This is a genomic window from Roseivirga sp., assembly GCF_034669765.1.
In the GTDB taxonomy this organism is placed as follows: domain Bacteria; phylum Bacteroidota; class Bacteroidia; order Cytophagales; family Cyclobacteriaceae; genus Roseivirga.
The window spans coordinates 1-14,425 of sequence record NZ_JAXMOQ010000014.1 but is presented as its reverse complement, the minus strand read 5'-3'; the positions used below and the strand labels follow the sequence as shown (position 1 = coordinate 14,425).

Sequence of the window (14,425 nt, the reverse complement as noted above, 5' to 3'; positions counted from 1 at the left end):
TCTCTGATACCTGATACCTGATACCTGATACCTGATACCTGATACCTGATACCTGATACCTGATACCTGATACCTGATACCTGATACCTGATACCTGATACCTGATACCTGATACCTGATACCCAATTTCAGGTATAGCCACCATTCTTGATGTTTTAATGAGTAACTCTATATATAAATTATAATATCTTGTTATTTCAATATATTATTTAACTTTGGTATAGTTTGTTGTTTTACTCATTAAAATTATTTCATATGAAAAGGAAAATTGTTTTAGGTCTTTCTGCTGCATTTATAGCGGTAATGGCCGTATCGCAAACCATTAACCCTTGGCCTTTAGAAGGTTGTGATGAGATTAATTCTCCTAATGGTCAAATTGTCCACTATTGTGATGATCATATTGCTTATTATGAATCAATAAATCCAGATTTGACATGTTCTGGTGCGGCAGATGGCTGCGTTACGGTGATTATGGAGTAAGTAGATTGAATTTTCAGGGCTGTGATGGCCCTTTTTAAACAAATTTTTTCTTAATGAAGAATATTGCTCTCATTGCTTTTGTTATCGGCTTTGTTTTTAGTTGTCAGTCAGGAACTGAAAATCAAAGGACCTACGGAACAACCTTGTCTTTGGATGACTCAATCTCAATTGAGCTGGATTCATTAACATCTTTTGAGTTTATAAATGTCTATTATCATGAGAATGATTCTGGAGAATTTTTAATCCATGTCAACTTCTTGATCAACGGATTCAATGTGTATGACTTGAACTCCAGTAGGCTTCTTAGCCAAGTATCTTGGCCTAAAAGTGGGCCATTCAGCATGAGTCAGATCAACGGACTTACCGTGGTTAATCTAGATTCTATTTTTTTGTACACCAGGGGTGATCTTAGAAAGATAGTATTGACAGATTATAAAGGAGACGACCCAGAGGTATTGATTACAAAGTCCAATACTGAGAAAGGAGATGCTCCAGACAGCTTCTCATTTAGTGGACACACTTCCAGTACACGGGCACCAACAATCGCCTTGGGTAATCGCCTGTACTTTTCTAAGTACTCCAATTTCGATTATTATCAGGCTTCTAATATTAATGATTCTTATGTGGCAGAGTTCTCGTATGACCTTAAAACGAATAAAATGGAACCGCTAACTATAGGGTTCCCCAAATGGATGCAGGGAAAGATATGGCACATGTATTACCTATTGCATTCCAAGACCGTAAATAATAAGGGGGAATTCATTTATTCATTCTCTGGGGAGGATTCGATCAGAGTAAGTCATAAAGACGGTACATATAAGGCGTACCAAGCTAAACACGATGATCAAATGGAAGGCATTAGTCCATATGGAGATAGAATCCCTCCTGAGCAAGTATTAAAGGATGGGGTTGAGAGTTTCATATATACACAAATAATGTATGACCGCTACAGGAATGTTTATTACAGAATAGTTGAAAAACCACTATCCTACGATCCTGATAAGCCTAAGAATTATAGGGCTTATTATGCTAAGCCTGTGGGCTGCATTATTCTTGATGCAGCGTTTAATAAAATTGGTGAGGTAGATTTTGCTGATGATACATACATATCCTATGGTGCATTTGTAGGTAAAAAAGGCCTCTATCTACCCAGACTCGACCCAAAGTATAAAAACTTCTCAGAAAATAGGGTGGACTATTCAATCTATAAGTTAAACATGATAGGAGATAAATGAATTTAAAGAATTTTTGGTCATTTTTCCTTTTGATTGGCCTGTTCTCATGTGGTGGTTCTCCCTACTATAAGGAATTGTCACAACTTTTGAAACAACATGAAAAGTCGATCCAAGATTACGAATATATAGCAGTTATTAATGTAGACGCTTGTATTTCCTGTATGGATATAGTCAAGAAGTTTTTACATGAGAACAATAGTAACCCTCAATTGCTCACGGTATTGGTGTCTGCCTCTTCCAAGAAAATTAATTTGTTAGTGGGAAGCCTTTCTGAAGAGGTTATTCTTAGGGATGTAAAGATGGAAAGCATTTATGACTTTGAGTTGGTCGATATGAAGCCAGTTATTTATTCCGTTTATGGAACTGAGGTAGAACAACGAGTAATACTGCTTACCGACCTTCTAGATGGAGTTTTCTTTTATTACTGATCTTGTTAGAGCATTTCTGAGCGTTAGTAATTATTTGTTTCTAACTACTCTTTTTGATAAAAGCAATCTTCTTGTCATAGCTTGTTCCTTCTAACATCACTATCCGCTAAAATAGTATCTTTGCAGCCTCATTAGTTAAATTGAAGATGTCAGAAAGTAGAACAGAATTATCTCAACTAGGTGAATTTGGATTGATCAACCGATTGTCCAAAGGAATTAGCACCCAAAATCACAGTACTGTGATGGGCATTGGAGACGATGCCGCGGTAATTAATGCTGGTGATGAGTATGGTTTATTGGCAGCCGATATGTTGGTGGAGGGTGTACATTTTGATTTGTCTTATGTGCCTTTGCAACACTTGGGCTACAAAGCCATTTCCGTAAACGTTTCTGACATTGCCGCTATGAACGGAACCCCAGAACAGGTAACCGTTTCTCTTGGGATCAGCAATCGTTTTTCGGTAGAAGCCATTGAAGCACTTTACGAAGGGATGAAAGCGGCCGCTAAGGCATTTCATGTAGATATTGTGGGCGGAGATACCACCACTTCTAAAAGCGGTTTAATCATTTCAATTTCAGTTTTTGGTAAGGTGGAGAAGGAAAAAGTAACCTATAGAAAAGGAGCGAAAGTTGGCGATATTCTTTGTGCTACGGGTGATTTAGGAGGTGCCTTTATGGGGCTTCAAGTTATGGAACGTGAAAAGCAGGCTTTCATGGCTAATCCAGACATGCAGCCACAGTTAGAAAATTACGAGTACATCGTTCAGCGCCAGCTAAAACCTATCGCTCGAATGGATATTATCCATGAATTGGCTGAGTTTGGAGTAGTGCCTACTTCCATGATCGACATTTCGGATGGACTGGCTTCAGAGTGTTTGCATTTGAGCACTAATTCGGGCGTGGGTATTCAGATTTATGAAGACAAAATTCCAATTGACCGACAGACCTATGAAACGGCAGTGGAGTTTAACTTGGATCCAATTACCTGTGCTTTGAATGGAGGAGAAGATTATGAACTTCTTTTCACCATTAAGCAAGAGGACTACGATAAGCTCGAAAAGCACGAGGACATCCATTTTATTGGTCATACACAAGAGTTAACCAAAGGCAACTCCTTGGTCACAAAGAATAATAATTTGGTAGCACTTAAGGCCCAAGGCTGGGACCATTTAGATAACCAGCAGGGAGATAATTAAGGTAAAACTGAAAAAGCAGCCTACAATGGCGGCATTGAATTTTCGCTCGGGTTTGGTAGTGGGGGCAACCCCGAAAATCCCCGCCAGCAGCACGAGTCCGGCCATGAAAAATAATATCAACGGATTGTCTCGGGTGAATTGAAACTTAGACTCGGAGAATCTTTTGTATTTGAGAAAACCGTAGAGGTAGCTTTTCTTCATTTCAAGGATTTCACCTCTATAGATTGAATTACCTTTGGAGACTGCATTAAAATTACCTGCTTTGGTTTCTACCAACATCAGGTAACTTCCACCATTTTTAGGATCGTAATCGCTTACCTCTGAATATTCAACTTCTACATTGCCTAAATCACGCTGAACGAAGAAATCGAAAAAGAAGGTTAAACTGAAAACGAGTGCTAAAGCACATAAGCGAGTGCTTTGTTTGGCATAAATGGCAAAATTAGTGGGTACTGGTTGCGGTTCAGCCTGGTAATATTGCCTTTGGGCAGGCTCCTCAAAATCTTCAAAATTTATAATTACCGTCCCACTGTCATAATGAACTCGGGCTTCTTCATCGCCTAAAATTTCATAAGCCTCTTTTACTTCTTGAAAAATAGCGATGGCTTCAGAGGAAGGATTTACATCGGGGTGGAGCTCAAGCGCTTTTTGCCGGAATGCTTTTTTGATTTCCTGCTGATCGGCTCCTTCGGTAACCCCCAATATTTGATAGTAGTCTTTGGCCATTGCGGCAAATCGAGCAAATTTTCTTTAATCTATAATTTTTAGCGCTAATGACTTAGGCCTGATCAAATTTTCTGCAATGGGTAAGAGTGAGATTTAAAAATTTGGGCATATTTACTCCATAATTTTCTGCTATGAAACCCATTCATTTTTTCAACGGTGATTTTGTTCCGAAGGAGTCGATTACCTTTTCAATTGACGATGTAGGTGTATTGCGCGGTTTTGGAATTTTCGATTATTTCAAAGTATATAATGGAGCGCCTGCTTTTATGGAAGCGCATTTAAACCGCTTTGAAAACTCTGCCCGTTTGTTGGGAATGGAAATTCCTTTTTCCCGCAAGGAAATAGAATCCGCCATCCGCAAGCTGATCGAACACAATAGATTTCCACTTTCGGGCGTCAAAGTATTAATGACGGGTGGCGCTTCTTCCGATGGTTTTTCGGCAGGAAAGCCCAATTTGATCATTACCAACACTGCTGTTTCAGAAACGAATCCATCTTTTTATACCGAGGGCGTGAGTGTAATGACACATCAGTTTAGCCGCGAAATGCCAGAAGTAAAATCTACCAATTACGCCACCGCAGTTCGGTTAGAGTCGTTATGGAAGCAAAAAGGGCATATCGATGCGCTTTATCATGATGGCCAATATATCAGTGAGGTTTCGCGCAGCAATGTGTTTTTGGTAGAAGGAAACAAAATCATTACAAATGAGGAAGGCGTTCTGCCTGGAATTACCCGAATGAATGTGGTTAATATGGCTCCTGAGCTTGGTTTTGAAGTTGAAATCAGACCGATTGCTTTGGCGGAAGTATTGGCAGCTGAGGAGCTTTTTATGACAAGCACGAATAAAAGGGTAATGCCTGTCGTTAAAATTGATGATCAGGAAATTGCTAGTGGAATAGTAGGGGCTAAAACCAAAATACTGATGGAAGGCTATGCCCAACTAATGGCAGAAGAAACTAAGCAACCGTCAGTTCAAAACTGATTACATCCAAGAGCACATCCATAATTTGGGCAGGCAATTGCTTTTCCACTTCCTTGTAGCGGTAATTGATTACATGACCATCCTCAAGCTGGAAAGCAATTCTTCCTGTTTGTTGATTGCTCTCAAAAATCAGAATTTCGAGCACTGTATTATCAATGCCATTGCTGTAGGTGTTGTTGATTTTCCACGTTAAATCGGCCCTCATGTCTGAGAGTTTGGTCAGCAGACCACGCACCATGTTTCTTGTCTCTTCGGCAATTTCCCCCATACATCAATTTAATGGAATATATTGAAAGGAGAACGAAGAATATGAAGATTGGTTATCAGTCTTCTGGATATGGGATAAAAAGGAAGTTGGTGAACTCCTGATCTACTACAAAGAGACAGCAGAATTCGTCAGGATCTTTGTAAGCTTTTTTAAAAGCTTCTTCATCTTCTACCAGTTTACGCTGCACAAATTCATCTAAGTAAGTGATAGAGTAGTTCCAATCGGTATTCATCTCTTCCTTTCCAATGAGCAAGTTGCCTACTGATATTTCTGTTTTAGAAATGGGGAAGATGGGAAATTCAGAGAAGCCCCTTTTCTTTACTTGGTAAGCCGCTTCTTTCAATGTATCGGCCACCAGCACAAAATCCTTGGTAATGGTGCCCAAGTATTTGCCGCTTAATTCTGGATCGTTCTGCATATTTTGAAATTGGCTGTAATGTTACTTAGTAAATCTTATCTACATTTTTGTCCTTGATTTTGATCTTCTCCAAGGTTAGGAATTGCTCCCAAAACTGATCGTTAGGTAAACCCGCACGAATGATCAATTGCTCTTTTTTAATTGGGTGCTCAAAGTAAAGTCCTTTGGCGTGAAGGTTAATGCTTTTGTCTGGGTTTGGTTTAGAAAAACCATAACGCAAATCGCCACGGATTGGACAACCCAACTCCGATAGCTGCACTCTAATCTGGTGCGGACGTCCAGTAATTGGCTTTACTTCAATCAAATAGTGATCGTTTAATTTGCCTAAAACCTTAAAGTCAAGTTCCGCTTTTTGCGAGCCTTCTTCTTGGTAATCGTAAGCGGTGGTAATGTTTTTAGAAGGGTCTTTTTTCAACCAACTAATCAATTTTCCTTCTGGCTGTCTTGGTTTTCTTTTCACCACGGCCCAATAAGTTTTCTGTATTTTTCGGGTGGCGAAAAGCTTGTTCATTCTTTCCAGTGCTTTGGAAGTCCTTGCAAAAACCACAATCCCACTTACAGGCCTGTCGATTCTGTGTACCACGCCTAAAAATACCGCTCCAGGCTTATTATATTTTTCCTTTAGGTAGTCTTTGCAATAGTCTACCAATGGCTTGTCGCCAGTGTTATCACCTTGAACCAGTATTCCTGCAGGTTTATTAACAATCAGCAGGTGATTGTCTTCATAGATAGGTTGAACTATTTTTTCCATTAGAATTCGCTAGTAAAGTGAAAATCAATTTCAGGGAAATTATCCTGAACCATTTGTAGCCAAGCCCTTGATTCGGCCATAAACACCAATTTACCATCTTTGTCCCTGGCAATATGGCGTTGTTTAGAGTCAATAAATGCCTCCAGTTGTTTAGGGTCTTTCGCAGAGAACCAGCAAGCCTTATGCACTTGAATTGGCACAAAGTCGGCCGAAGCTCCGTATTCGTTTTTCAATCGGTATTGGATCACCTCAAACTGAAGTTGTCCTACTACACCCACTGCTTTTCTCGCCCCTAATTCATAACTGAACAACTGCGCAACACCTTCGTCCATAAGTTGGTTCAAGCCCTTTTCAAGTTGCTTGGTTTTCATGGCATCGCGGTTAATGACCTCCCTGAAAATCTCTGGAGAGAAACTTGGAATGCCTTTATAGATGCCTTTTTCGCCTTCAGAAAGCGTGTCGCCAATTTTAAAATTACCAGTATCATACAAACCGATAATATCCCCTGGCCAAGCCTCATCAATGGTTTCTTTGTCCTGTGCCATAAAGGCCGTGGCTTGCGAAATCCTGAATTTCTTATGTTGACGAGTGTGGTAATAATTACTTCCTCTTTCAAATTTGCCTGAGCAAATCCTCAAGAAAGCAATACGGTTTCTGTGTTTAGGGTCCATGTTGGCATGTACCTTAAATATGAAACCAGTAAATTTTTCTTCTGTTGGCTCAACCAGTCTTTCGTCAGTACTTCTGGCTAGTGGCTTGGGTGAAATTTTAAGGAAGGTGTCCAAAAGTTCTTTCACTCCAAAGTTGTTTACTGCTGAGCCAAAGAATACTGGAGCGATGTCTCCATTCAAATAAGCATCTACATCAAGGTCGCCATATAAATCTTGAAGAAGCTCAACATCTTCGCGAAGTTGATTGGCGTCTTTTACACCAATAAACTTCTCCAAATCTGGACTGTTAATGTCCGATAACTTTACGGTTTCCTCGTAGAGCCTTTGCTTACTAGGCTGAAAAAGTCTTAAGCTTTTGTCGTAAAGGCTGTAAACGCCTTTAAATGTTTTTCCGATGCCGATTGGCCAGCTGAGTGGATGAACATTGATGTTCAAACGGCTTTCAATTTCTTCCAATAAATCGTAAGGATCTTTGCCCTCTCTATCCATTTTGTTGATGAAAGAGATTACAGGCGTGTTACGCATGCGGCAAACTTCCATCAGCTTTTCTGTCTGGATTTCCACGCCTTTTACGCAATCCACTACCATTACTACTGAGTCAACTGCGGTAAGGGTTCGGTAAGTATCTTCGGCAAAATCTTGGTGTCCAGGAGTATCGAGTAGGTTCACCTTCATGCCTTCATATTCAAAAGCCATCACGGAAGTAGCCACAGAAATACCTCTCTGCTTTTCTATCTCCATCCAGTCGGAGCGTGCATGCATGTTGATTTTACTCGACTTCACAGCACCAGCCTTCTGAATTGCCCCACCAAAAAGAAGTAATTTTTCAGTTAAAGTAGTCTTTCCCGCATCCGGGTGACTAATTATACCGAAAGTTCTTCGTTTTGCTATCTCCTCCTTTAAACCCATACGCTTTTTGAATTGAGGTGCAAAGATAAAAGAAAAAGTGCGAGGCACATTGTCTTTTGGAATGTTAGGTTTTGTGATTAAGCTTTGGCCGTTAAGGCTTGTTCTTCCAACCTCTCTTCTTTGGTCTTTTTCCTTTTCCAGCGTTTGTGGGTCCAAAGCCAGTATTGTGGTGCTTCAAGGATTTGCTTCTCTAATCTTCTAACATGGGATTCTGTGATTTCTCCATGAATACAGCGGGTGGGTTCGGTAAATAATACTTTAAAAGTGAATTCGTAGTAGCCACGCTTTATTTTTTTAATTCCACCAAAAACAACTGGCGAATTCTTCTCTTTGGCGAATTTTTCTACCCCAAACATTACGGCCGTTTCTTGATTTAAAAAGTGCGTCCAGTACACTTTTTTAGCAATACTGGGAGATTGGTCTGCACCAAATATGGTGGCGGTTAAGGTTGTAGTGTTAGCAAAAAAGGCCTTTACATCTGGTCTTGAAATCATCTTAAGTCCAAATTTGCTTCGTGAAGCTAGGATTTTTTCGTTTAGAAACTTATTCTTTAAAGCGTGGTAAATCGCTACACTTTGATGTTCAATATAGGCGTCAATGCCAACAGCCAACATTTCCCAGTTATTATAATGCCCCCCTACAATTAAAATGCTTCGGTTAGTGTCTATGAAGGGCTGCAAAACCTCGGGGTTAGTAACCACAAACCGAGCTTTGGCCTCTTCTTCTGAAATACTGAATATTTTGAGGCTTTCTACAAGTAGATCGGAGAAATGACGATAGAATTGCTGGCGTATTTTGATCAACTCTTTTTCAGAGTGATTGGGAAACGAGTTTTTTAAATTGGTAGATACCACTCTGACTCTATAGCGACCAATTTTATAGGCGACCATATAGAGAAAGTCTGAAAGGGTGTAAAGTGCCCATAAAGGCAAAAGCGAAAGGGGCTTTATAATAAGATAGTAAAAAACTGGAGCCATAAATTAAGCTTGAAAACAAAAGTATGTAATCAAGATGACAATTGTGAATGACGAGCTTTCAGGATTAACCTTGGCTATTTTGTCCATATAATTTTTATGGACTGCCTAATTTGTAGGGACTAGGCTAATTTTCAGTGTCCTATTCTGTCAATGTGTCACCAAATGTCAGGCAAATTCCTTTGGCACAACCATTGATAAATACCGAGTGAGTTTAAATAGCAACAGAAAAGAAATCATTTATACATCATGGGAAAAATTATTGGAATTGACTTAGGAACTACCAACTCGTGCGTTGCCGTAATGGAAGGTAATGAGCCTGTGGTAATCCCTAATAGCGAAGGAAGAAGAACAACCCCGTCTATTGTGGCATTTTTGGACAATGGTAACGGAGAGAGAAAAGTAGGTGATCCTGCAAAAAGACAGGCGATCACCAACCCAACAAATACCGTAAGCTCAATTAAGAGGTTTATGGCTAAGAAATTCTCTAATGTTTCGGAAGAACTAAGAGGTATTTCATACAAAGTAGAAAAAGGAAATAACGACACCGTAAGAGTAAAAATCGGTGAAAGAATGTATACTCCTCAAGAGCTTTCAGCAATGATTCTTCAGAAAATGAAGTCTACTGCGGAAGATTATTTAGGAACCGAAGTAACAGAAGCAGTAATTACTGTACCTGCTTACTTTAACGATGCTGAGCGTCAGGCTACGAAAGAAGCTGGACAAATTGCTGGTTTAGAAGTAAAGAGAATTATCAATGAGCCAACAGCAGCAGCTTTGGCTTATGGACTTGATAAAAAAGACAAAGAACAAAAAATCGCTGTATACGATTTAGGTGGGGGTACATTCGATATTTCAATCCTGGAATTGGGTGATGGCGTATTTGAAGTAAAATCTACGAATGGTGATGTGCACCTAGGTGGAGATGACTTTGACCAAGTAATTATCGACTGGTTGGCAGATGAGTTCAACAAAGACGAAGGAATTGATTTGAGAAAAGACCCAATGGCGCTTCAGAGATTGAAGGAAGCCGCTGAGAAGGCAAAAATCGAATTGTCTTCTTCTAACTCTACTGAAATCAACTTGCCATACATTATGCCAGTTGACGGTGTGCCAAAGCACTTGGTAAGAACGCTTTCAAGAGCAAAATTTGAATCATTAGCAGATAACTTGGTGAAGAGATCAATGGAGCCAGTGAAAAAGGCTTTATCTGACGCAGGTTATAGCACAGGAGATATTGATGAAGTAATCTTGGTAGGTGGTTCTACAAGAATCCCTAAAATCCAAGAAGTTGTAGAAGCATTCTTCGGTAAGAAACCTTCAAAAGGTGTAAACCCTGATGAGGTAGTAGCGATTGGTGCAGCGATTCAAGGTGGTGTGTTAACTGGTGAAGTAAAAGATGTATTGTTACTTGATGTAACGCCTCTTTCACTAGGTATCGAAACCATGGGTGGGGTGTTCACTAAATTAATCGAGTCGAACACTACGATTCCAGCCAAGAAATCTGAGACATTCTCTACTGCCGCTGACAATCAGCCTTCTGTAGAAATTCACGTTTTGCAAGGCGAAAGAGCAATGGCGAAGGACAACAGGACCATTGGTAGATTCCACCTGAGTGATATTCCACCAGCACGAAGAGGTGTTCCTCAAATCGAAGTAACTTTCGATATCGATGCCAACGGTATCATGAGCGTATCTGCTAAGGATAAAGGCACTGGAAAAGAGCAGAAAATTAAAATTGAGGCTTCTTCTGGATTAACAGACGAGGAAATCAATAAAATGAAGCAAGAAGCTGAAGCCAATGCTGATTCTGACAAAAAGGAAAAAGAGAAAGTTGAGAAATTAAACACAGCTGACTCATTGATTTTCCAAACTGAAAAGCAATTGGAAGAATATGGCGACAAGCTTTCAGAAGGAAATAAAAAGCCAATTGAAGAAGCCCTTGCTAGTTTGAAAACTGCTCACGGAAGTCAAGACATTGAAGGTATTGATGCCGCAATGGAAACCTTGAACAAGGCTTGGGAAGCTGCTTCGCAAGAAATGTACGCTGCGAGCCAAGGAGCTGATGCTGCTGGCGCAGAGGGTACTGCAGATGCTAACGCTGGTGCAGAAGACGATTCAAAATCAGGTGACGTATCTGATGTAGAGTACGAAGAAGTTAAGTAGTACTCGATTTAATATAAATGAGAAGCCAACTGTCGAAAGACGGTTGGCTTTTTTGTTTTGTAAGGGTGAAGGGAAATAGTTTTCAAATCACTAGACTAATCGGTCTATTTTTATTTACTTTGAATATGCTATCAACAAAGGACAAGCTTATTCAGGTGACGGCAGGCTTAATCCGTAGGAAAGGTTATTCCGGAACGGGTATTTCTGAAGTGCTGAAAGAGGTGGGTGTACCTAAGGGTTCACTATACCACCATTTCCCCGATGGCAAAAATGGACTCATTCGCCAGGCCATTCAATATGCAGGCGAGGCGCAAATGTTCAAATATGGTGAGGCACTGAGAGGAAAAGAAGCTTTGGAAGGTCTTTCGGCCATGGTAGATGTAATGATCAATGATTTGCTTGAATCTGACTATAAAGATGCTTGTCCGATTACTGCGGTAGCGGCTGTGGCTACTTCCATGGATGAAAATATACGCTTGGCATGCGAGCATATATTTAAAGGCTGGCAAGAAAACTTAGCCGGTTATTTAGAGCGCAGGGGAGTGTCAGACGCTAACCAAAAGGCAGAGCAGTTGTATTCTATGTTCGAAGGCGCCTTTGTCTTAAGCCAAGCACATAAGGATGTTAAATACCTGAGAAACCAGAAAATATATATTCCAATTATTCTGAGTAGTTAAAATTTTTTAACTCAAAATTAGACAGACTGGTCTATTAATGTTATGATAAAAGAATTGATAAAAGCACCCGAAAGCCAAGTATTGGTTCGATTCCAAGACTGCGACCCTTATGGCCATCTCAATAATTCTAAGTACTTAGATTATATGTTGAATGTGCGAGAAGACCATCTCATCAATACCTATGACTTCGATGTTTTTAGAATGGCCAAGGAAGAAGGAAGGTCCTGGGTGGTGGGGCACCATGAAATGACTTATGTTAGGCCCGTTTTTGTAATGGAGAAAGTGATCGTTCAATCTAGGCTGATTAGTTATACTGAAAAGTACGTTCAGGCGGAAATGGTAATGTACGACCTTCATAAAACGCAAGTAAAGGCGGTGTTGTGGACAAAATTTTTCCACTTCGACATTAAAGCTCAAAGAGGGAAAGAGCATTCAGAAGATCATTTGACATTATTTAAAAAATTAATGGTGCCCATTGAGGAAGAAAAAATTGAAAGACGAGGACGTGCACTTGCTGAGGAATTAAAGGCAGTACGTTTTCAGGAAAAGGTACTTTGATTCTATACTGAGTTAAAGTTTGGCTAAAAAAAGAAAGCCGCCATATGGGCGGCTTTCTTAACTAAAATTGACCTTAACTAAACTGAATTGACCTTGCGAATAGTGTCCGTGGTTAGAATGCTCTAGACCAAGACTATTCTGATATTCTGTAATATTTTTTACCTGATACTTGAGTAAGTAAATCGGCTTGATTTACCAATTGTCTTAACTCATCGTTTTCGGTAGTTAAGCCCTGAGCGACCAACTCATTATCGGCATTAAAAACCTTCACGAAATTTGTTTGTTCTGCTTCAATTTCAGCATAGGCTCTCTCCATGATTGTTAATCCATCATCAGGGAAGATGTTATCGATTTCAGCCCTTAACTCAGCTTCTTCGATTGATGTTAGGTTGATGTCAGAAGCTTCGTTTGACTTTACTGCTCCTGCTTGAAACAATGTGATGACCGCAAGTGCTAGACCTAATATTGCACTTAAATTTTTTTGAGTTTTAACCTTTGAGCTATTCATGACCGTGTTATTTAAATTGTTGTTTTGTTTTTTTCTATTCGACATACTACTCTTTATCCAATGCACGTGCCATTAAAATTAACTAATTGGTAATCAGTAAATTAAATAAAAAATGTGTTCATAATCGTAAAAAATGTGTAACGAAATCGTACACAAAGCGGTCACTTATAGCACAGTATTTTGATGAATCGGACAGGGAAGTGAGTTTGGTTTTATAACCAATAGTCAAAAAACCGAATGACCAGCTCTGATATTAGGAGTAAGGTAAAATAGAAAAAAGGATTTTGATAGAATCCTTTACCGAGGAGGTAGATGAAGACTATTAGCGGAATTACAGCACCAATTTGAATCTCTAAATAATGGCTCCAACCTTCAAGCAAGCTTAACAAGGAACACATTGAGTAAATACCTATGAAGGACAAAAGCAATTTCTGTCTTTTCTCCAGTAGAGATCTTAATATTACCCAAATACCGATAGAAGTAATAACCATAAAAACTATCAATCCACCTCTCGAGGTGGTATCACTAGTAATGAGTGCAGTGAACATGCTAAGAAATAGTCCACCGACTAATAATGGATATGCCTTGTTTTTAATTGATAGCAAAAAGCAAATAATTGCAATTATTGAAATTGACAGTTTGTAGATGACCATAGTGCTTCGCCTAACTCATGGATTACAAAATAAGTATTCAAGCCTTTATACCCTACTGAATTAGATTGCCAATTTGCTCAAATTTTTCAAATACCTTTTCAGTATGTGTTGCTGGCGCAGAAGGAGCTGCAGATGCTAACCCTGGTGCAGGAGACGATTCAAAATCAGGTGATGACGTATCTGATGTAGAGTACGAAGAAGTTAAGTAGTACTCGATATAATATAAATGAGAAGCCAACTGTCGAAAGGCGGTTGGCTTTTTTGTTTTTCAAGGTTTGGAGAACAACTTTCATCTTAATGTAAAAAGAAAGCCACCCATATGGACGGCTTTCTAATCTAAAATTGACCTTAACTAAACTAAATTGACCTTGCGAATAGTGTCTGTGGTTAGAATACTCTAGACCAAGACTATTCTGATATTCTGTAATATTTTTGACCTGATACTTGAGTAAGAAAATCGGCTTGATTTACCAATTGTCTTAACTCATCGTTTTCCGTAGTTAAGCCTTGAGCGACCAACTCATTATCGGCATTAAAAACCTTAGCGTAACTGGTTTGCTCGGCAGCAATTTCTGCGTAAGCTCTCTCCATGATTGTTAATCCATCGTCAGGGAAGATGTTATCGATTTCAGCCCTTAACTCAACTTCTTCGATTGATGTTAGGTTGATGTCAGTAGATTCGTTTGACTTTACTGAACCTGCTTGAAACAATGTGATGACCGCAAGTGCTAGACCTAATATTGCACTTAAATTTTTTTGAGTTTTAACCTTTGAGCTATTCATGACCGTGTTATTTAAATTGTTGTTTTGTTTTTTTCTATTCG

Annotated in this window: 17 protein-coding genes; 9 read left to right on the top strand and 8 right to left on the bottom strand. The window is 39.5% G+C overall.

From position 1 onward, the window contains the following. Positions 1 to 255 precede the first annotated feature (255 nt). The 4 genes from VOI17_RS17980 (at position 256) to thiL (ending at position 3,339) form a co-directional block, all read left to right on the top strand. Complete coding sequence (locus VOI17_RS17980; RefSeq protein WP_323758607.1) at positions 256 to 480, top strand: hypothetical protein; 225 nt, start codon at positions 256 to 258, stop codon at positions 478 to 480. A gap of 53 nt (positions 481 to 533) precedes the next feature. Further along, the gene (locus VOI17_RS17975) at positions 534 to 1,715 is read left to right on the top strand and encodes a DUF4221 family protein (RefSeq protein WP_323758606.1); all 1,182 of its coding nucleotides are present in this window, start codon (positions 534 to 536) and stop codon (positions 1,713 to 1,715) included. Continuing rightward, on the top strand, positions 1,712 to 2,143 hold the full coding sequence (locus VOI17_RS17970) for a hypothetical protein (protein ID WP_323758605.1): 432 nt from the start codon (positions 1,712 to 1,714) through the stop codon (positions 2,141 to 2,143). Before VOI17_RS17975 ends, VOI17_RS17970 begins: the two co-directional genes overlap by 4 nt. 146 nt (positions 2,144 to 2,289) lie before the next feature. After that, complete coding sequence (gene thiL, locus VOI17_RS17965; protein WP_323758604.1) at positions 2,290 to 3,339, top strand: thiamine-phosphate kinase; 1,050 nt, start codon at positions 2,290 to 2,292, stop codon at positions 3,337 to 3,339. Here the strand turns inward: thiL and VOI17_RS17960 are convergent. Further along, a complete protein-coding gene (locus tag VOI17_RS17960) occupies positions 3,313 to 4,065 on the bottom strand; it encodes a J domain-containing protein (RefSeq protein WP_323758603.1) in 753 nt (250 codons plus the stop codon). The two genes, thiL and VOI17_RS17960, sit on opposite strands and share 27 nt — an antisense overlap. 131 nt (positions 4,066 to 4,196) lie before the next feature. On the opposite strand from VOI17_RS17960, the gene VOI17_RS17955 reads away from it, so the two are divergent. Continuing rightward, positions 4,197 to 5,048: an aminotransferase class IV gene (locus VOI17_RS17955; protein ID WP_323758602.1), complete on the top strand. Its 852-nt coding sequence runs from the start codon at positions 4,197 to 4,199 to the stop codon at positions 5,046 to 5,048. Here VOI17_RS17955 and VOI17_RS17950 read toward each other — a convergent pair. From VOI17_RS17950 to VOI17_RS17930, 5 genes are all read right to left on the bottom strand, one after another. Then, complete coding sequence (locus tag VOI17_RS17950; protein ID WP_323758601.1) at positions 5,023 to 5,316, bottom strand: hypothetical protein; 294 nt, start codon at positions 5,314 to 5,316, stop codon at positions 5,023 to 5,025. The two genes, VOI17_RS17955 and VOI17_RS17950, sit on opposite strands and share 26 nt — an antisense overlap. Before the next feature lie 55 nt (positions 5,317 to 5,371). Next, a complete protein-coding gene (locus VOI17_RS17945) occupies positions 5,372 to 5,734 on the bottom strand; it encodes a hypothetical protein (RefSeq protein ID WP_323758600.1) in 363 nt (120 codons plus the stop codon). A gap of 25 nt (positions 5,735 to 5,759) precedes the next feature. Continuing rightward, positions 5,760 to 6,485, bottom strand: coding sequence for an RluA family pseudouridine synthase (locus tag VOI17_RS17940; RefSeq protein WP_323758599.1), 726 nt, complete (start codon positions 6,483 to 6,485; stop codon positions 5,760 to 5,762). Beyond that, positions 6,485 to 8,065 (bottom strand): peptide chain release factor 3, encoded by a 1,581-nt coding sequence (locus tag VOI17_RS17935; RefSeq protein WP_323758608.1) that lies wholly within the window; start codon positions 8,063 to 8,065, stop codon positions 6,485 to 6,487. Before VOI17_RS17935 ends, VOI17_RS17940 begins: the two co-directional genes overlap by 1 nt. A gap of 77 nt (positions 8,066 to 8,142) precedes the next feature. Continuing rightward, positions 8,143 to 9,042, bottom strand: coding sequence for a lysophospholipid acyltransferase family protein (locus VOI17_RS17930; RefSeq protein WP_323758598.1), 900 nt, complete (start codon positions 9,040 to 9,042; stop codon positions 8,143 to 8,145). A gap of 246 nt (positions 9,043 to 9,288) precedes the next feature. Here VOI17_RS17930 and dnaK point away from each other — a divergent pair, with 246 nt between their 5' ends. From dnaK to VOI17_RS17915, 3 genes are all read left to right on the top strand, one after another. Next, positions 9,289 to 11,205, top strand: coding sequence for a molecular chaperone DnaK (gene dnaK / locus VOI17_RS17925; RefSeq protein ID WP_323758597.1), 1,917 nt, complete (start codon positions 9,289 to 9,291; stop codon positions 11,203 to 11,205). A gap of 125 nt (positions 11,206 to 11,330) precedes the next feature. Beyond that, a complete protein-coding gene (locus VOI17_RS17920) occupies positions 11,331 to 11,882 on the top strand; it encodes a TetR/AcrR family transcriptional regulator (RefSeq protein ID WP_323758596.1) in 552 nt (183 codons plus the stop codon). A 42-nt stretch (positions 11,883 to 11,924) separates the two neighbouring features. Further along, entirely contained in the window at positions 11,925 to 12,440 is a 516-nt protein-coding gene (locus VOI17_RS17915) for an acyl-CoA thioesterase (RefSeq protein ID WP_323758595.1), read from the top strand. Between the two features lie 133 nt (positions 12,441 to 12,573). Here VOI17_RS17915 and VOI17_RS17910 read toward each other — a convergent pair whose 3' ends face one another. Further along, positions 12,574 to 12,948: a hypothetical protein gene (locus tag VOI17_RS17910; protein ID WP_323758594.1), complete on the bottom strand. Its 375-nt coding sequence runs from the start codon at positions 12,946 to 12,948 to the stop codon at positions 12,574 to 12,576. A 718-nt stretch (positions 12,949 to 13,666) separates the two neighbouring features. On the opposite strand from VOI17_RS17910, the gene VOI17_RS17905 reads away from it, so the two are divergent. Continuing rightward, positions 13,667 to 13,810 carry a hypothetical protein gene (locus VOI17_RS17905; protein ID WP_323758593.1) on the top strand — a complete coding sequence of 48 codons (144 nt, stop codon included), beginning with the start codon at positions 13,667 to 13,669 and terminating at the stop codon, positions 13,808 to 13,810. A gap of 199 nt (positions 13,811 to 14,009) precedes the next feature. On the opposite strand, the gene VOI17_RS17900 is transcribed toward VOI17_RS17905, so the two are convergent. Continuing rightward, entirely contained in the window at positions 14,010 to 14,384 is a 375-nt protein-coding gene (locus VOI17_RS17900; RefSeq protein WP_323758592.1) for a hypothetical protein, read from the bottom strand. Between the last annotated feature and the right edge of the window lie 41 nt (positions 14,385 to 14,425).